Here is a 17,064-nt window from a genome sequence, read left to right as displayed (position 1 = left end):
TCGTCGCCGTCGTCCCGCCGGAGCTCCTGCTCGTGTCGTCCGGGCAACCGTCGTCGGGCTGTCGATGCCGACGATCCCCGGCGCGCCCAGCCGCTCCTGACTCGCTCGTCCGGGAGCCGTGTGACAGTCCCGTGACATCTACCGGCGGTAGGACCGCAGCCCCGTTGCGTTGCCCCGCGAGCGTGTTTGTCCTCCGGATGCAGGGGCAGGCGGTCGTCGCCCCGATCCAGGGTGCCGCCCTCCACCTCCCACACGGTCAGCGAACGGCGAGGCCGGGCCGCCGCCGCACCGGCCGGCTCGCGGGAGGCCACGGCGGCACCGCCGGCGCGGAACGGGTGACGCGCCGGCCGACGAGAGAGCGGAGACCTCAGCGATGGCTTCCACGCACGACGACGAGCAGCAGCAGGAACGCGAGCAGGGCGGCGGCAAGCTGTCGCACGAGACGAAGATGTACCTGCGCTTCGCGGCCATGATCCTGACGGCGATGGTCGTCATGTACTGGACCATGTTCGTCAGCTCCTGGGAGTGGAGTCACGTCCGCTTCAGCGAGAGCCGCGTCTTCATGGCGCTGACCATGGGCGGGACCATGGGGCTGGTCATGCTCGCGTGGATGCTCAACATGTACAAGAACGTGAAGGGCAACATCGCGATCGTCGTCGGCAGCCTGCTGCTGTTCGGCGGTGCGGTGTACCTGGACCGCAGCCAGGCCACCGTGGACGACCGCAACTGGATGAGCGCGATGATCCCGCACCACTCGCTGGCCATCACCCGCTCCGAGCGTGCGGACATCGACGACGTCCGCGTGTGCCAGCTCGCCGTCGACATCATCGTCGCCCAGAAGAAGGAGATCGCCGAGATGGAGTGGCTGATCGAGGACATCCGGGAGAACGGCGAGGCGGAGACGCTCGAGGAGGCCCGAGAGCGGCCGGTGCCGGAGTTCACGGCCGAGGCGCTGCGGGACTGCCCTCCGGCCGGCTGACGTCGTGAGAGGCCGGCCGCGGTAGAGCGGTAGAGCGGTCCGCCCTCGCGGACGGGGACTCTCGACCCTCGTGCCGGGGCCGTGGCGGGAGCAGTCTGGAACCGGGCCCGCAGAGGGCCCGTCCGGGCGCCGGCCGGCGCCCGTCGGTCCTGCACAGGGAGCCGTCATGAGCGTCCACGCCCACACCCCCGGCCTCGTCGAACCGCCCACCGCGCAGGAGGCGGAGGCCCCGCACCCGGCGGTGAAGCTGGCAGCGGAGGACCACGCCTGGCTGCTGGGCCTCGGCGTCCTCGCCGCGGTCGTCCTGGTCTTCGTCGCCATGGTCGTGCTGACGGCGCTCGCCGGCGGGAGCGGCTACGTGCGGTGAGCCACCGCGCTGAGCCGGGGGCGCGCGGGAGAGGACGGGGAAACCGCCGCACGGCCACGGGGGCATGCCGTGCGGCGGTCGTCCTCCCCGGTCAGCCGACGACGTACTCCGGCACCACGCGGGTGCTCACCACGTCGCCGTCGGCGAGCTTGCTGGCGGTCACCTGGTCCGGCGCCTCGCCGTGCTCGACCCACCGCTCGATCGCGGTGAGCCAGTCCACCGTGTCCTCACCGGGGCCGCCGGCGCAGTGGTAGACGCCGGGCAGCAGGAACAGCCGCATCCAGTCCTCGGTGGCCGCCCGCCCACCGTTGGCCGCGACGGCGTCCCGCACGTAGTCGATCGTGCCCTCGGGCGTGATCAGCGGGTCCGCCCAGCCGTGCCACACCAGCAGCTTTCCGCCGGCGCGCTCGAAGCGGTGCATGCGCACCTCGTCGGCGTTGTAGATCTTCGCCATCGACCGCAGCTTGGGGGCGTCCCGCGTGGGGTCGAAGTCGAACAGCGAGTAGTCCGGACCGGGGTCCCGCGGGAAGGCCAGGTACCGCAGCACCGACTCGGCGAAGGTGCCACCGCCGGAGAGCGCCGTGTCGGTGCCGATGGACCAGCCCGGCCAGCCCGCTTCGGACCCGACCACGAGGCCGCCCGGGTAGAGCTGGCGGCCGCGGTCGTCCACCGGCGGGGCGTAGAAGGCGCGCACGACGTCGACCTGCGCGGAGGTCAGGCAGGTCGGCTGGTCGACGTCGTCCGGGCACTGCAGCGTCCCCGGGTCGAAGTCGCAGCCCTCCGGGTCGGCGATCACGCCGTCGACGACGCCGTCCAGGCCGTCGCACCGGGCCAGCGCCGCGGCGGCGACCACCGGTGCCTTGGTGCCGGGCAGGATCACCGTGCCGTCGGGGTTGCGGTTCACGGTCTCCAGGTGTCCCTGGGAGAGCGGGGCCAGGTAGTTCTGGTAGAGCGCCGGGGCACCGGCGACGATGCCGTCGAAGTCCTCCGGGTATCGCTGCGCCTCCGACAGGGCCTGCCGCCCGCCGGTGGAGCAGCCCTGGAAGTACGAGTAGGCCGGCCGCTGGCCGTAGAACTGCTCGACGTACTGCTTGGCCGCCATCGCCACCACGTGCGGTGAGCGGTGGCCCCAGTCGATCTCCGCCCGCCTGTTGTCCAACGCCCAGGACCCGTCGCTCTGGCCCTGGTGGCCGCTGTCCTCCGCGGCGACCGCGTACCCGCGCGACAGCGCGTCCCCGCAGGCGTCGATGGGGATGAATCCGCAGAAGCCGCCGCACCCGGTCTGGAAGTACTTCTGGTTCCAGCCGGTGGTGGGGAACTGCATCCGGAAGCGGATGTCGCCGATGGCGCCGGTGATGTCGCAGTGCTCGGGGGTCCCGGCGGTGCCGGGGACGACGGCGGCCGTGTCGACGACCGCGCGGCCACCGTCCACCCGGACCGCGCTGCCGACCAGTGCGGCGCACCGCTCGGTGCCCGACGCGCCCGGAGCCGGTCCACCGGGGGGTGCGGCCGACGCCGGTACGGCGAGCGCCACGAGGATGACGAGGGCGAGGAGCACGGCACCCGCCCGTCCTCTCCCGGTGGTGTGCGGAGCCTTCGTCATTCGGGCCTCCCAGAATGCGGGCGCATCCTGTTCCGCTGATCGGAACAATGGTCGCCCGGTATGACGGGCATTCAAGGAGGCGGCCTATTGCATCGCAAGTCCAAGGGTCCAGAAAATGCGTCGACGCGCCGAGAAATCCACACAGGCGCCGCCATTGTTCCGATGACCGGAACGAAGCGCAGCCGATCCGGTCCGGGACCGGTGGCCCGCGGGGGGACGTCGAGCGCCGGCTGCAGGAGCCGGCCGACCGGGTCGACGACGTCCGCGACCACCGCCCCGCGAGCGGCGGCAGCGGCGCGGCGGTGGTCGCGGAGGGCTGACCGACCCGGTCGGCCCGGGGGTCAGGCGCCCCGCTCGACCTCGGCCTGCACCACGCCGCGCACCGCGCGCAGCAGCGACTCGTCGGAGGTGTCCCCGTTCGAGAGGGCGGCGCGCGCCTGGTCGTCGAGCAGGCTCCCGTCCACCGACTCGAGCCAGGTGACCTCGCCGCCGACGCGGCGCCCGACCCGCAGGCCCTCGCCCTCCGGGCTCACCACGTACTCGTCCCCGTCCAGCTGCATCGTTATCTCGTCGCTCATGCCCGCCCCCCTACCCGCGCCGCCCCCGGTTCCACGCAGGGAGGGCGCCGCGCGGGCAGGATCCGGCCATGGACGAGGAGTGCTGCGAGGTCGTGATCACCGCCGCGGACGCCGACTGGCTGGCCGGCTTCACCCGCACGCTGGTCGAGGAGCGGCTGGCCGCCTGCGGGCACCACACCGCCCCCATCCGTTCGGTGTACCGCTGGCAGGGCGTGGTGCACGACGAGCCGGAGGCGCGGGTGGCGCTGCACACCCGCCGCGCCCTGGTGCCCCGGATCGTGGCCCGCACCCGCGAGCTGCACCCCTACGACGTGCCGTGCGTCATCGCCCTCCCGCTGGTCGGCGGCAACCCCGACTACCTGCGCTGGATCGACGAGGAGACGCGGCAACCCTGACCGGGCCGGTTGTCCGGGCCATCCTGTGGGGGTACGGGACGGCCGTCGGCTCATGGCACCCGCCGCTCCTGCCGATGCAGACGGTGCGCCGTACCGGACGGTGCACAGCGACCCGGCGGAGGGGGATGTGGCGAGAGCACCTGGCGAGCGCGAGCTGCCCCTCGACGTGCGCCGCAGCACGGGCTCGTCCGGTCGGGACGCCGCGCTCGTGGAGGCGGTGCTCGACGCCCTGGCCTCACCGACCGTGCTGCTCGACCCCGCCGGCCGGGTCGTGCTGGCGAACTCCGCGTGGACGGCGGCGGGGCGGGAGCGCCGGGCGCCGATCCTGCCGGGTGCGGACTACCACGACCTGGCCCTGCAGCTCTGCGACGACGACGCCGCCCGCCGCCTGGTGCGCGAGCTCCGCGAGCTGGCCGACGGCGAGCGCGCCGAGGTGTCGGTCGACCGCTCGGTGCCCGACCCCACCGGCGCCGGCACGAGCTGGTTCCACGTGCAGGCCTCCCGCGTCGACCAGGCGGGCCACGTCGTCGTCACCCACGTCGACATCACCGCGCGTGTGCTGGCCGAGCGCGCCTCCTCCTGGCAGGCCCGCCACGACGCCCTGACCGAGCTGCCCAACCGCACGCACCTGCACGAGCTCATCGACGCCGAGCTGCGCCGCCCCGGCCGCCCCGCCGTCGCCGTGCTGTTCCTCGACGTCGACGGCTTCAAGGACGTCAACGACTCCCTGGGCCACGACGTGGGGGACGAGCTGCTGCGCCAGCTGGCGGGACGGCTGCTCGCCGTCACCCGCGGGCAGGACACCGTGGGCCGGCTCGGCGGTGACGAGTTCGTCGTCCTGTCCCGGGACTGCGAGGCCGACGGCGCCGAGCTGCTGGCGCAACGCTGCCAGGCCACCTTCGAGCAGCCGTTCGACCTGGGCGGCCGCACGCACCGGCTCAGCGCCAGCATCGGCATCGCCGCCGTCCCCGCCGGCTCGCCCGCCGAGGTGCGCTCGACGGACCTGGTCCGGGACGCCGACCTCGCCATGTACGCGGCCAAGGCCGCCGGGCGCAACCGGGTGCGGGTGTTCAGCCCCGACCTGCGCGACAGCGTGCAGCGCAAGGTGCAGCTCGCCGCCGAGCTGCGGGACGCGATCAGCGACGGCCAGCTCCTGCTGCACTACCAGCCGGTGGTGGAGGTGGCGACGGGGCGGATCACCGGTGCCGAGGCGCTCGTGCGCTGGCAGCACCCCGAGCGCGGCTGCATCGGGCCGTGCGACTTCGTGCCGGTGGCCGAGCAGCACGACCTGGTCATCCCGCTCACCCGCTGGGTGCTCGGGGAGGCGTGCCGGCAGACCGCGGCGTGGCGCGACGCGGGCGTCTCCGTCGTCACCGCGGTCAACGTCAGCGCCGCGCACCTGGTGAACGGCACGCTCGTCGACGATGTCCTGACCGGGCTGCAGGGCGCCGGCCTGGCCCCCCGCCAGCTGGTCGTGGAGCTCACCGAGAGCAGCGCCGCCGAGGACCCGGCCCGGGCGGCGCAGCAGTTCCGGCGACTGCGCGAGCTCGGGGTGGAGTCCGCGATCGACGACTTCGGCAGCGGCTACTCCTCGCTGAGCCAGCTCGTGTCCATCCCCACCGGGCTGCTGAAGATCGACCGCAGCCTGGTGACCGGCGGCGACGGGCCCGGCAGCCACGCCACCGCCGCCATCGCCGCGGTGGTCGGGCTCGCGGAGGCCTGCGGGATGCGCAGCCTCGCCGAAGGCGTGGAGACGGCCGCGCAGCTGCAGCGCGTCGTCGACCTGGGGTGCTGGTACGCCCAGGGCTTCCACCTCGGCCGGCCCATGCCGGCCGACGAGTTCCTCCGGTGGGCGCGGGCCAACGGCGGGCGGCTGGACCTCTCCGGCCGCTGAGGCGTTCCCCCGCCCGGACTCCGGTGACGCCGGCCACAACCCTCCGGGCGCTCGCTCGTTGTGCTCGGCGAACGGGGCGAGGACGCGCCCCCTGCCCCGAGGAGACACCCGATGCCGAGGTCCCGGCTGCTGACCGCACTGACCGCTGCGCTGGCCACCGCCCTGCTGGGCGGCGGTGTGGCCGCGGCGGCGCCGTCGACGGGGGAGTACGCCCCGCTCGACCAGCGCGGCCCCGCGCTGTCGGTGGCGAAGGCCGACCTCGAGGCGAGCCTCACCTGCAACGGACCGCTGCGCGACCTGCGGCAGGACCCGATCCTGCTCGTGCCCGGCACCACGATGGACCCGTACGCCGGGTTCGACTGGAACTACATGCGGGCCTTCGACCAGCGCGGCTGGCGCTGGTGCGCGGTCACCCTGCCGCACGACGCCACCGGCGACATCCAGGTGGCCGGCGAGCACCTGGTGCACGCCATCCGCACCGTGAGCCGGGAGGCCCGGCGCGACGTCGACGTCGTGGGCTGGAGCCAGGGCGGGATGGTGCCCCGCTGGGCGCTGCGCTTCTGGCCCGACACCCGCGCCCTCGTCGACGACCTCGTGGGCCTCTCGCCGTCCAACCACGGCACGGTGCTCGCCGACACCTCGTGCAGCACCGGGCCCTGCACGCCGGCGAACCACCAGCAGGCCTCGCAGTCGGAGTTCCTCGAGGCGCTCAACAGCGGGGCGGAGACCTTCGACGGGGTCGACTACACCGTCGCCTACACCGCCGCCGACGAGATCGTCGTCCCCAACACCCCGCCGGCGGCCAGCTCCGCGCTGCGCACCGGCGCCGGCCGGATCGCCAACATCGCGACCCAGGAGGTCTGCCCGGCCAATGCCGCGGACCACTTCGCGATCGGCAGCTACGACCCGGTCGGCTACGCGATCGTGGTCGACGCGCTCACCCACGACGGACCGGCGGTGCGCGGGCGCATCCCGCTGACCACCTGCGCCCAGGTGTTCCAGCCGGGGGTCGACCCGGCGACCTTCACCGCCGACTACGCGGCCTTCGTCGGCTACGCGCTCGACGACGAGGGGAACGCCCCCGAGGTCGACGACGAGCCGCCGCTCGCGCCCTACGTGTACGCCCGCCGCTGACCCCGCAGCGCCGGCCGGTCACCTCAGCCGGGTTCGCCCCGTGCCTTGCGGCGCACGATGATCACCAGGTCGACGGCCGCGATCACGGCGAGCACGAGCAGGACGACGCCGGGCCAGGTCGGGAGGTCCTCGACGGCGAGCCAGCCCAGCCCTGCCAGCAGGCAGAAGACCAGGCCGAAGCCGGCAAGGAACAGCCGCAGGGTGAGCGCGGAGCGGGCCGGGCGCGCCCCGCCGATGCCGGCCGTGGGGTCGTGGTGGTCGGGCAGGCCGCGCGCGTAGTCCTCCCGCGAGCGGGGCCGGTCAGGTTCGCTCATGGCACGCCTGCCTACCCGGGGCGGGGGCGCACTACCCTGGGTCGACGTGGCCGCTGACTTCTCCGTCGTCCTGGACGAACTCGACACGACCCTGAAGTCGATCGAGGCCGTCCTCGACGTCGACCGACTCCGCCGGGAGGTCGCCGAGCTGGAGCTCCAGGCGGCCGCCCCCGACCTCTGGGACGACGTCGAGGCCGCGCAGGCGCTGACCTCCAAGCTCTCCTACATGCAGGGCGACGTGCGCCGGGTCGAGGAGCTGCGGAGCCGGCTCGAGGACGTCGGGCTGCTGCACGAGATGGCCGCCGAGGAGAACGACGAGGCCACGACCGCCGAGGCCGAGCGGGAGCTGGAGAGCCTGCGCAAGGCGATCGACGAGCTCGAGGTGCGCACCCTGCTCTCCGGCGAGTACGACTCCCGCGAGGCGCTGGTGACGATCCGGTCCGAGGCCGGCGGCGTCGACGCGGCCGACTTCGCCGAGATGCTCATGCGCATGTACCTGCGCTGGGCCGAGCGCCACAAGTACCCCACCGAGGTCCTCGACATCAGCTACGCCGAGGAGGCCGGCATCAAGTCGGCCACCTTCTCGGTCAAGGTGCCCTACGCCTACGGCACCCTCTCGGTCGAGCAGGGCACCCACCGGCTGGTGCGCATCTCCCCCTTCGACAACCAGGGCCGCCGGCAGACCTCGTTCGCCGGCGTCGAGGTGCTGCCCGTCGTCGAGCAGACCGACCACGTGGAGATCCCGGAGAACGAGATCCGGGTCGACGTCTTCCGCTCCTCGGGCCCCGGCGGGCAGAGCGTGAACACCACCGACTCCGCCGTCCGGATGACCCACATCCCGACCGGCATCGTGGTGTCCTGCCAGAACGAGAAGAGCCAGATCCAGAACCGCGCCGCGGCGCTGCGCGTGCTCCAGGCCCGCCTGCTCGTCGTCCGCCAGCAGGAGCAGAAGGCGGAGATGGACGCGCTCAAGGGGGAGGGGAGCAGCTGGGGCAACCAGATGCGCTCCTACGTGCTGCACCCCTACCAGATGGTCAAGGACCTGCGGACCGAGCAGGAGACCGGCAACACGACCGCGGTGCTCGACGGCGACATCGACGCGTTCATCGAGGCCGGCATCCGGTGGCGCCGCCAGCAGGAGACGGCCGCCGCCTAGCGGCTCCGGGTGCCGTTCCGGCCCGTCGCGGCGGATGCCAGGGAACTCACAGTCGGGCGCCGGCGGAGCCGGATGCGACTGTCCGTCACCGGGTGACCTGGCCGTTGCCGCCGCCCTGGTGACGCAGGGCGAGAACGAGTCCGGTGCGTTCCGTGGCGATCGGGCCGCAGAGGCCCCCGGGACTAGTACCGTGGCGCCTCGTGATCGAAATGCAACACGTCACCAAGCTGTACCCGGCGAGCGGCCGGCCCGCCCTCGACGACGTCTCCACGGAGATCGACAAGGGCGAGTTCGTCTTCCTCATCGGGTCCTCGGGTTCGGGCAAGTCGACCTTCCTGCGGCTGCTGCTCAAGGAGGAGGACCCGACGTCGGGCACGATCACGGTGAACGGCCAGACGCTGAACACGCTCAGCAAGTGGAAGGTGCCCAAGCTGCGCCGGACCATGGGCTGCGTCTTCCAGGACTTCCGCCTGCTGCGCAACCGCACGGTGGCCCAGAACGTCGCCTTCGCCCTCGAGGTGATCAACAAGCCGCACCGGACCATCAAGCGGGTGGTCCCCGAGGTGCTGGAGATGGTCGGGCTCGAGGGGAAGGCCAACCGGCTCCCCGGCGAGCTCTCCGGTGGTGAGCAGCAGCGGGTCGCGATCGCCCGCGCGTTCGTCAACCGGCCGCTGGTCCTCCTGGCCGACGAGCCGACCGGCAACCTCGACCCGGAGACGAGCGAGGGCATCATGCTGCTGCTCGAGCGGATCAACCGGACCGGCACCACGGTGCTCATGGCGACGCACGACTACCACATCGTCGACTCCATGCGGCGCCGCGTCATCGAGCTCAACGGGGGAGCCCTCACCCGCGACCAGTCGCGCGGTGTCTACGGCGTGGGCCGCTAGCAGCGCCCGCCGCACCGCCGCCGATCGCGTCTCAACGCACTCCACGACAGGGAATCCATGCGCGTCAACTTCGTGCTCTCCGAGGTGGCCACCGGGCTTCGTCGCAACCTGACCATGACGGTCGCGATGATCCTGACGACGGCCATCTCGCTCGGCCTCATGGGCACCGGCCTGCTCATCGCCGGGATGATCTCCGAGATGAAGGAGATCTACTACGACAAGGTGCAGGTCTCCATCTTCCTCGCCGACGACGTCACCGACGAGCAGCGGCAGGCGATCCAGACCGAGCTGGAGTCCTCCGACGAGGTGGCGAGCTTCCTCTACGAGTCGCGGGAGGAGGCGTACGCGCGCTTCCAGCAGCAGTTCAGCCAGCAGCCCGAGCTGGTCGCGAACACCCCGCCGGACGCGCTGCCGGAGAGCTTCCGCGTCGAGCTGGTCAACCCCGAGCGCTACGAGGTCATCGCCGCGCAGTTCCCCAACGGGGCGGACGGCGTCGACCAGGTGCGCGACGAGGGCGAGTTCCTCGACCGCCTGTTCAGCCTGCTCAACGGCGCGCGCAACGCGACGATCGCCGTCGCGGTGGTGCAGGCGCTCGCGGCCCTGCTGCTGATCTCCAACACCATCCAGCTGGCGGCGTTCAACCGGCGCAACGAGACCAACATCATGCGGCTGGTCGGCGCCTCCCGCTGGTACACCCAGCTGCCGTTCATCCTCGAGGCCGCGATCGCCGGTCTCATCGGTGGCCTCCTCGCCGCGGGCGGCCTGATCCTCACCAAGGTGCTCTTCATCGACCGCACCCTCTCCGGCCCGATCCGGGCGGGGATCATCCCGCAGGTCGAGTGGGACGCGATCATCACCAACAGCGTGATCGTCTCCGGGGTGGGCGTCGCCCTGGCCGGCATCGCCGCCTACGTGACGCTGCGGTTGTACGTAAGGTTGTAGGGAGGAAAGGCGAGGCGCCCCGCGGGGCGGGTCGAGGAGCGGGGGCCGGAGGCCTCCGCGAGGAGGCCCGGGACGCGCTCGTCGCACAGGGGTACGGCACCTGGCCGCGGTGTCGTCCGGAGGACGACGGAGGAGCATTGCCGCGGGAGCAGGGGCGCAAGTTCATCGCCCAGAACAAGAAGGCGCGGCACGACTACTCGATCCTCGACACCTACGAGGTGGGCCTGGTGCTCACCGGCACCGAGGTGAAGAGCCTGCGGGCCGGCCGTGCCTCGCTCGTCGACGGGTTCGCCTCGATCGACGACGGCGAGGTGTGGCTGCAGCACGTGCACATCCCCGAGTACACGCAGGGCACCTGGACCAACCACGCCCCGCGCCGCAAGCGCAAGGTGCTGATGCACCGCGAGGAGATCGACAAGCTGACGGGCAAGACCCGCGAGGGCGGCCTGACGCTGGTGCCGCTGGACCTGTACTTCAAGGACGGCAAGGTCAAGGCGACCCTCGCCCTGGCCAAGGGCAAGAAGTCCTACGACAAGCGGCACGACCTCGCCGAGCGCGACTCGCGCCGGGAGATCCAGAAGGCGTTCGGCCGCTACGTGAAGGGCCGTCGCTGAGCCACGCCCGAGCGGCGTCCCGGCACGGGCTGACGGCGGCGCGCATACGGTGATGCCCATGAGAGGCATCGCCTACGACCGGTTCGGCGGGATCGACGTGCTGGAGCTGCGGGACGACCTGCCCGAGCCTCCCGTCGGCCCCGACACCGTGCTGGTGCGCACCCGCGCCGCCGGGGTCAACCCGGTCGACATCGGCATCCGCGAGGGCAACCTGGCGGGTTTCTTCCCGCACCACTTCCCGATCGTGCCGGGCTGGGACCTCGCCGGGGTGGTGGAGGCCGTCGGCCCCGCCGTCGTCGACTTCGCCCCCGGCGACGAGGTGTTCGGCTACCTGCGCCGGGACGACGTCCAGTGGGGGACTGCGGCCGAGCTCGTGCCGGCCCCCCAGCGCTGCGTGGCGCACAAGCCGGAGTCGCTGTCGTTCACCGAGGCCGGGGGCGTGCCGCTGGCCGGGCTCACCGCCTACCAGGCGCTCACCGAGGCGCTCTCCGTCGGCGAGGGCGACCGCGTGCTCGTCCACCGCGCCGCGGGTGGCGTCGGGTTCTTCGCCGTCCAGATCGCCGTCGCCCTCGGCGCGCACGTCATCGGCACCGCGAGCGCGCGCAACCACGGCTTCCTCACCGAGGCCGGCTGCGCCGAGGTGCTCGACTACTCCGCCGGCCCGATCAGCGGGCAGCTCTCCGAGCCCGTCGACGCGGTCCTGGACCTCAACGGCGGCGACACGCTCTCCGACGCACCGAAGCAGGTCCGCGACGTCTCCCGCATCGCCAGCGTCGTCGACCCCTCGGTCAACGGGATGGGCGGCCGCTACGTCTTCGTGCGCCCCGAGCGGCACGAGCTCGAGGAGCTCGCGCGGATGGCCGACGCCGGCCAACTGCGGGTCGCCGTCGCCAAGGCGTTCCCGCTGGCGCAGACCGCGCAGGCGCACGAGCTCGTCGCCGGCGGGCACGTGCGCGGCAAGGTCGTCGTCACCCTCTGATGGCGATCCGGCCACCGGTCGACGACGGCGACGTCCCGCGGTACTGGCGCGAGCTGGGCCTGCCCGGGCTGGTCGACGTGCACGTGCACGTGCTGCCCGAGCGGGTGCAGGCCAAGGTCTGGCAGTACTTCGAGGCGGCCGGCACCCACTACGGGGCGGAGTGGCCGGTGGCCTACCGGCTGCCCGAGGAGGAGCGGCTCGCCGTCCTGGAGCGGCTGGGGGTCCGCGCCTTCCCGACGCTGCCCTACCCGCACAAGCCCGGCATGGCCGCCTGGCTCAACGACTGGTCGGCCGGGTTCGCCGCGGGCCGCCCGCAGGTGCTCCAGTCGGCGACCTTCTTCCCCGAGCCGGGCGTCGCGGGCTACGTCGCCGAGGCGCTGGACCGGGGTGCTCGGGTGTTCAAGGTGCACGTGCAGGTCGGCGCCTTCGATCCGCGCGACCGGCTGCTCGGCGAGGTCTGGGCGCGGCTCGAGGAGACCGGCACACCGGTGGTCATCCACTGCGGCTCCGGGCCGCTGGCCGGCGAGCACACCGGGCCGGAGCCGATGGAAGGGCTGCTCGAGCGCTTCCCGCGGCTGCAGCTGGTGATCGCGCACCTGGGCATGCCCGAGTACCGGGAGTTCCTCGACCTCGCCGAGCGGTACGAGCGGGTGCACCTGGACACCACGATGTTCGCCACCGACTTCACCGAGCGGCTGATGCCCTTCGACCGGGCGGACCTGCCGCGGCTGGCGGCGCTGCGCGACAAGGTCCTCCTCGGCAGCGACTTCCCGTCCATCCCCTACCCCTACGCCCACCAGCTCGCTGCGCTGCACCGGCTGGGGTTGGGGGACGAGTGGCTCCGCGCGGTCCTGTGGCGCAACGGCGCCCGGCTGTTCACGATCGGGGCGTGACCCCGAGCGCCCGGCTGACCGCGACCGTCCTCGGCACCCCGGACCCCCAGGGGCTGGCCCGCTTCTACCAGCGGCTGCTGGGCTGGCCGCTCCGCGACGACGACCCGCAGTGGAGCACGCTGCGCCCCGAGGACGGCGGCCCCGGGCTCTCCTTCCAGCTGGAGGAGGACCACGTGCCGCCGGTGTGGCCGCCGGTGCCGGGCACCCAGCAGATGCAGCTGCACCTCGATCTGCAGGTCGACGACCTCGACGCGGCCTCGGCGGTCGCGGAGGAGGTCGGTGCCCGGCGGGTCGGCGGGCACACCGACGACCGGGAGGACGTCCGCGTCTTCACCGACCCGGCCGGCCACCCGTTCTGCCTGTTCGTGCGGCTGTAGAAAACCGCTGGCCCCGCGCCGGGCGGCTGCCTACCCTCGGCTCCCGTGCCCGCACTCCCCGCCGCCCCCGACGGCCTGACCGTCCGCCCGCTGAGCGCCGACGACGCGCCGGCGGTCGCCGAACTCCTGGTCGCCGCCGAGGCCCTCGACGACACCGGGGAGTTCCCCGACGCCGACGACGTCGCCGAGGAGTGGACCGGCTGGGGCGTCGACCCAGGGCGCGACGGGGTCGCCGTCATCGGTGCCGACGGGGCGCTCGCCGCCTACGCGGTGGTCTCCGCCAGCCCCACCTTCCGCGAGTCCTACCGGATCAACCTCGACGGCCGGGTGCACCCCGACCGGCGCGGCCAGGGCATCGGGACGGCGCTGCTGGACTGGGAGCTCGCCCGGGGCACGGAGGTGCACGCCGAGCGGCACCCGGAAGCCCCGGCGCACCTGGTCGTCAACGTCACGGGGACCCAGCCGCGCCTGGAGCGGTTGGTGGAGCAGCGCGGGCTGACGGCGGAGCGCTGGTACCGCACGATGGAGCGTCGGCTCGCCGACCTTCCCGACACCCGCGGGGTCTCCGGCGTCGAGTTCGTCCCGTTCACCCGGGACCGCGACGACGAGGTGCGTCGCGCGCACAACGCGGCGTTCACCGAGCACCACGGATCCAGCGAGCGCGACGCCGAGTCGTGGCAGCGGCTGTTCACCGGCAGTCGCGCCTTCCGGCCCGACCTCTCGGTGCTGGCGGTCGCCGACGGCGCCGTCGCCGGCTACGTCCTGGCCTACGTGTACGAGGCCGATACCCGGGCCCGCGGGTACCGGGAGGTGGTGCTCGGCCAGATCGGCGTGCTCCCCGGCGCCCGGGGGCGCGGCCTGGCCTCGGCCATGATCGGCGGCAGCCTGCGCGCGGCCGCGTCGCGGGACTGCGCGGTGGCCGCCCTCGACGTCGACAGCGACAACGTCACCGGCGCGCTCCGGCTCTACGAGAGCCTCGGCTTCACCACGGTGCGGACCCGCGTGGCGTGGTCCCGCTCACTGCCGCCGGTGGCCGCTGGCTAGGGTGCGCCCATGGTCAGCGCCGATCGAGCCGAGCCCGTCTTCGACCCCGCCCTCGTCGGCCGCGCCCACCGCGCGATCGACCCGCTGCACTCGCACCTGTACTTCGCGCCCGAGCAGGACGAGTACCTCGCTGCCCTCGGGCTGCGGCCGGGGCGGATGGTGTACTTCGCCGGCCGGTCGGCCGCCATGGGCGCCGTCGGCGCCGGCGTCGTGACGGCGACCTTCTACAACTTCGCGCCGTCGCTGGTGGCGCACATGATCCCGCGCGCCTGGACGCTCGCCACGCCCGAGCAGGTGGTCGCCGCCCGCCTGGAGGCCGCGCGGGCGTCGCTGACCCGGCTGCTCGGCGAGGAGATCACCGGGTCGCCGGAGGTCGTCGAGCTCGCCGGGCTGCTGCGCGAGGCGAGCGAGGGGCTGAGCGCCGAGGGCCGGCCGCTCTACGCAGGGCACGCCGACCTCCCGTGGCCCGAGGAGCCGCTGCTGGCGCTGTGGCACGGCACGACCCTGCTGCGCGAGCACCGCGGTGACGGGCACGTCGCCGTCCTGGTGCACGCCGGGCTGACCGGGCTGGAGGCGCTGATCACCCACTGCGCCACCGGCCGGGGCTTCACCGTCCCGGCGGCCAAGGCGACCCGCGGGTGGAGCGACGAGCAGTGGGACGCCGCGTGCGCGGCGCTGGCCGAGCGCGGCCTGCTCGACGACGCCGGGCTGACCGAGGAGGGGGAGGAGCTGCGGGCCCGGATCGAGGTGCAGACCGACGCGCTCGCCGCGGACCCGTGGCTGCAGCTGGGGGCGGAGAAGACCGCCCGTGTGGTCGAGCTGGGCAAGGGGATGTCCCGCGTCCTGACCGCCAACGGCGCGTTCGGCCAGGGGGTCTTCGGCCGCTGATCCGGCCCCGGCAGGCGCCGCGAGCGGGCGACTGGTGGGCCGTGGGGAGTGCTCCTAAGGTCGTGGCCGGGTCCAGCCCCAGGGAGGCGCCATGACCGCGACCGAGCGCGAGCAGGGTGGCGTCCAGGCCGCCGCGCACGGCGGGCCCGGGTGGCAGCGGACCGACGTGGACGCTGCGTTCCGCGGCAGCGCGACGTACCGCAGCCTGGGCGAGCAGCAGCTCAGCCCGGCCGAGGAGCGGTTCGAGAAGGGCCGCCGCACCGTCGGCCTCTTCCTCGCGCCGCTGGTCACCCTCGTCTTCGCGTTGGTGCCGATCGACCTGCCCCGCGACCAGCACCTGCTGGCCGCGATCCTGCTCGGCGTCATCGTCCTGTGGATCACCGAACCGGTCCCGATCCCGATCGGCGGCCTCATCGGCGTCGGCGCGATCGCGGTGCTCGGTGTGGTGCCGGCCGACGACGCGCTCGCGCCGTTCGGGTCGACGACGGTCTTCACCTTCATCGGCGCGTTCATCCTCGCCGCGGCCATGCTCAAGCACGGGGTGGCGCGGCGGTTCGCGATGTTCATCCTGTCGCTGACGTGGGTCGGCGCCTCCACCGCGCGCGTCATCATCGCCTTCGGATTCATCACCGCGGTGCTCTCGGCGTTCGTGTCCAACACCGCGACCGTCGCCATGCTGCTGCCCACCGCCATCGGCATCCTGTCGGTCATCGCCAAGCTGCTGCAGGACAAGGAGCTGGTGAAGCCCGACTTCGACCCGCTGCGCCTGCGGGTCGGCGTCGCGCTGATGCTGATGCTGGCCTACGGCGCCGGTGTCGGCGGCCTGCTCACCCCCGTCGGCAGCCCGCCGAACCTGATCGGCCGCGGCCTCATCGAGGAGGCGACCGGCGAGCGCATCGGCTTCCTCGACTGGATGCTCATGGCGCTGCCGATCTGCGCGCTGATGTTCGTCGCGCTCGTCATCGTGCTGCTGCTGGTCAACAAGCCGGAGATCAAGCGGATCGAGGGCGTGCACGAGTACGTGCAGAAGGAGCGGGGCGAGCTCGGCCGGTTCTCCGGTGCCGAGCGGAACACGCTCATCGCCTTCGGCGTCACCGTGGCGCTGTGGATCTTCCCCGGCGTCATCGCGCTGACCGCCGGGACCGAGTCCGACCTGTACGCGACGATCAGCGACCGCCTGGACGAGGGGATCGTCGCCGTCCTCGGGGCCTCGCTGCTGTTCCTGCTGCCCACGGACTGGAAGCGCCGGGAGTTCACGCTCAACTGGAGCGACGCGGCCACCATCGACTGGGGCACGATCCTGCTGTTCGGCACCGGCATCATCTTCGGCTCGCTCCTGGCGAGCACCGGGCTGGCCGAGACGATCGGCCAGGCCTCCGCCGACGGCCTGGGCCTCACCAGCACGATCGCGATCACCGTCTTCGCGGTGATCCTGGCGATCATCATCAGCGAGACGACCTCGAACACGGCATCGGCCGCCGTCGTGGTGCCGATCATCATCCCGGTGGCCGTGGCCGCGGGCATCAACCCGTTCGTGCCGGCGCTGGCGGCGACCTTCGCGGCGTCGTTCGGGTTCATGCTCCCGGTGTCGACGCCGCAGAACGCGATCGTCTACGGCTCCGGCGTCGTGCCGATCACCAAGATGATCCGGTCCGGCATCTCCTTCGACGTCCTGGGCGCGATCCTCATCGTGCTGCTGCTCCCGCTGCTGGTCGACCTCGTCCTGGGTGCGGTGGGCTGACGCCACGGGCTCACCCGTGTGGGCGATCGCACGTCCGGCGATCGGCGCCGGACGTGGGACGATGGTCGACGGCCGAGAACGCGCGGGCGAGGGCAGCCCGGACCGGGAGGGGGGACGTTGTGCGCAGCGAACCTCCCAGTACCGATCCCGAGTAGAAGGACCACCCTTCCCCCCACGCCTCGCAGGCTCGCCGCGGGCCCCTGAAGGGTGGCCGTTCAGCGCCTCGCCGCTTGCGCGAGCACCTGTCGCCCTCGCCGTCCCTCGCCCCGGGAGCCC

At 73.0% G+C, this 17,064-nt stretch carries 18 protein-coding genes; 15 read left to right on the top strand and 3 right to left on the bottom strand.

The window, feature by feature from the left end; genetic code table 11:
* The first annotated feature begins 373 nt into the window (after nt 1-373).
* Together ACI794_RS08105 and ACI794_RS08100 are read left to right on the top strand one after the other, a co-directional pair.
* Nucleotides 374-979, top strand: coding sequence for a DUF305 domain-containing protein (locus ACI794_RS08105; protein ID WP_456601477.1), 606 nt, complete (start codon nt 374-376; stop codon nt 977-979).
* Between the two features lie 166 nt (nt 980-1,145).
* Nucleotides 1,146-1,346: a hypothetical protein gene (locus tag ACI794_RS08100; RefSeq protein ID WP_456601476.1), complete on the top strand. Its 201-nt coding sequence runs from the start codon at nt 1,146-1,148 to the stop codon at nt 1,344-1,346.
* Between the two features lie 91 nt (nt 1,347-1,437).
* Here the strand turns inward: ACI794_RS08100 and ACI794_RS08095 are convergent, their stop codons facing one another.
* Nucleotides 1,438-2,949: a tannase/feruloyl esterase family alpha/beta hydrolase gene (locus tag ACI794_RS08095; RefSeq protein ID WP_456616090.1), complete on the bottom strand. Its 1,512-nt coding sequence runs from the start codon at nt 2,947-2,949 to the stop codon at nt 1,438-1,440.
* A gap of 341 nt (nt 2,950-3,290) precedes the next feature.
* Nucleotides 3,291-3,527, bottom strand: coding sequence for a hypothetical protein (locus ACI794_RS08090; RefSeq protein WP_456616089.1), 237 nt, complete (start codon nt 3,525-3,527; stop codon nt 3,291-3,293).
* 68 nt (nt 3,528-3,595) lie between these two features.
* Here ACI794_RS08090 and cutA point away from each other — a divergent pair, with 68 nt between their 5' ends.
* From cutA to ACI794_RS08075, 3 genes are all read left to right on the top strand, one after another.
* Complete coding sequence (gene cutA, locus ACI794_RS08085; RefSeq protein ID WP_456601474.1) at nt 3,596-3,922, top strand: divalent-cation tolerance protein CutA; 327 nt, start codon at nt 3,596-3,598, stop codon at nt 3,920-3,922.
* A 127-nt stretch (nt 3,923-4,049) separates the two neighbouring features.
* The gene (locus ACI794_RS08080) at nt 4,050-5,816 is read left to right on the top strand and encodes a putative bifunctional diguanylate cyclase/phosphodiesterase (protein WP_456616088.1); all 1,767 of its coding nucleotides are present in this window, start codon (nt 4,050-4,052) and stop codon (nt 5,814-5,816) included.
* A 111-nt stretch (nt 5,817-5,927) separates the two neighbouring features.
* A complete protein-coding gene (locus ACI794_RS08075) occupies nt 5,928-6,950 on the top strand; it encodes an esterase/lipase family protein (protein WP_456616087.1) in 1,023 nt (340 codons plus the stop codon).
* Nucleotides 6,951-6,973: 23 nt separating this feature from the next.
* Here the strand turns inward: ACI794_RS08075 and ACI794_RS08070 are convergent, their stop codons facing one another.
* A complete protein-coding gene (locus ACI794_RS08070) occupies nt 6,974-7,264 on the bottom strand; it encodes a DUF6343 family protein (protein WP_456580718.1) in 291 nt (96 codons plus the stop codon).
* Between the two features lie 46 nt (nt 7,265-7,310).
* Between ACI794_RS08070 and prfB the strand changes: the two genes are divergently transcribed.
* From prfB to ACI794_RS08020, 10 genes are all read left to right on the top strand, one after another.
* Nucleotides 7,311-8,420, top strand: coding sequence for a peptide chain release factor 2 (gene prfB, locus ACI794_RS08065; RefSeq protein ID WP_456601470.1), 1,110 nt, complete (start codon nt 7,311-7,313; stop codon nt 8,418-8,420).
* A gap of 209 nt (nt 8,421-8,629) precedes the next feature.
* Nucleotides 8,630-9,310: a cell division ATP-binding protein FtsE gene (gene ftsE / locus ACI794_RS08060; protein WP_456601552.1), complete on the top strand. Its 681-nt coding sequence runs from the start codon at nt 8,630-8,632 to the stop codon at nt 9,308-9,310.
* A 57-nt stretch (nt 9,311-9,367) separates the two neighbouring features.
* Nucleotides 9,368-10,252: a permease-like cell division protein FtsX gene (gene ftsX / locus ACI794_RS08055; protein WP_456580716.1), complete on the top strand. Its 885-nt coding sequence runs from the start codon at nt 9,368-9,370 to the stop codon at nt 10,250-10,252.
* 137 nt (nt 10,253-10,389) lie between these two features.
* The gene (smpB, locus tag ACI794_RS08050; protein ID WP_456616086.1) at nt 10,390-10,866 is read left to right on the top strand and encodes an SsrA-binding protein SmpB; all 477 of its coding nucleotides are present in this window, start codon (nt 10,390-10,392) and stop codon (nt 10,864-10,866) included.
* A 58-nt stretch (nt 10,867-10,924) separates the two neighbouring features.
* A complete protein-coding gene (locus tag ACI794_RS08045; RefSeq protein WP_456616085.1) occupies nt 10,925-11,845 on the top strand; it encodes an NADP-dependent oxidoreductase in 921 nt (306 codons plus the stop codon).
* On the top strand, nt 11,845-12,738 hold the full coding sequence (locus ACI794_RS08040; protein WP_456601468.1) for an amidohydrolase family protein: 894 nt from the start codon (nt 11,845-11,847) through the stop codon (nt 12,736-12,738). Before ACI794_RS08045 ends, ACI794_RS08040 begins: the two co-directional genes overlap by 1 nt.
* On the top strand, nt 12,735-13,115 hold the full coding sequence (locus ACI794_RS08035; RefSeq protein ID WP_456616084.1) for a VOC family protein: 381 nt from the start codon (nt 12,735-12,737) through the stop codon (nt 13,113-13,115). The genes ACI794_RS08040 and ACI794_RS08035 overlap by 4 nt, the downstream gene beginning before the upstream one ends.
* A gap of 45 nt (nt 13,116-13,160) precedes the next feature.
* Entirely contained in the window at nt 13,161-14,159 is a 999-nt protein-coding gene (locus tag ACI794_RS08030) for an N-acetyltransferase family protein (protein WP_456616083.1), read from the top strand.
* Between the two features lie 9 nt (nt 14,160-14,168).
* Nucleotides 14,169-15,047 (top strand): SCO6745 family protein, encoded by an 879-nt coding sequence (locus tag ACI794_RS08025; protein WP_456616082.1) that lies wholly within the window; start codon nt 14,169-14,171, stop codon nt 15,045-15,047.
* 91 nt (nt 15,048-15,138) lie between these two features.
* A complete protein-coding gene (locus tag ACI794_RS08020; RefSeq protein ID WP_456616081.1) occupies nt 15,139-16,788 on the top strand; it encodes an SLC13 family permease in 1,650 nt (549 codons plus the stop codon).
* Nucleotides 16,789-17,064: the final 276 nt, after the last annotated feature.

This window comes from Blastococcus sp. SYSU DS0541, assembly GCF_054050875.1.
The sequence above is the reverse complement of the archived record's forward strand: the minus strand, read 5'-3'. Positions and strand labels throughout refer to the sequence as shown.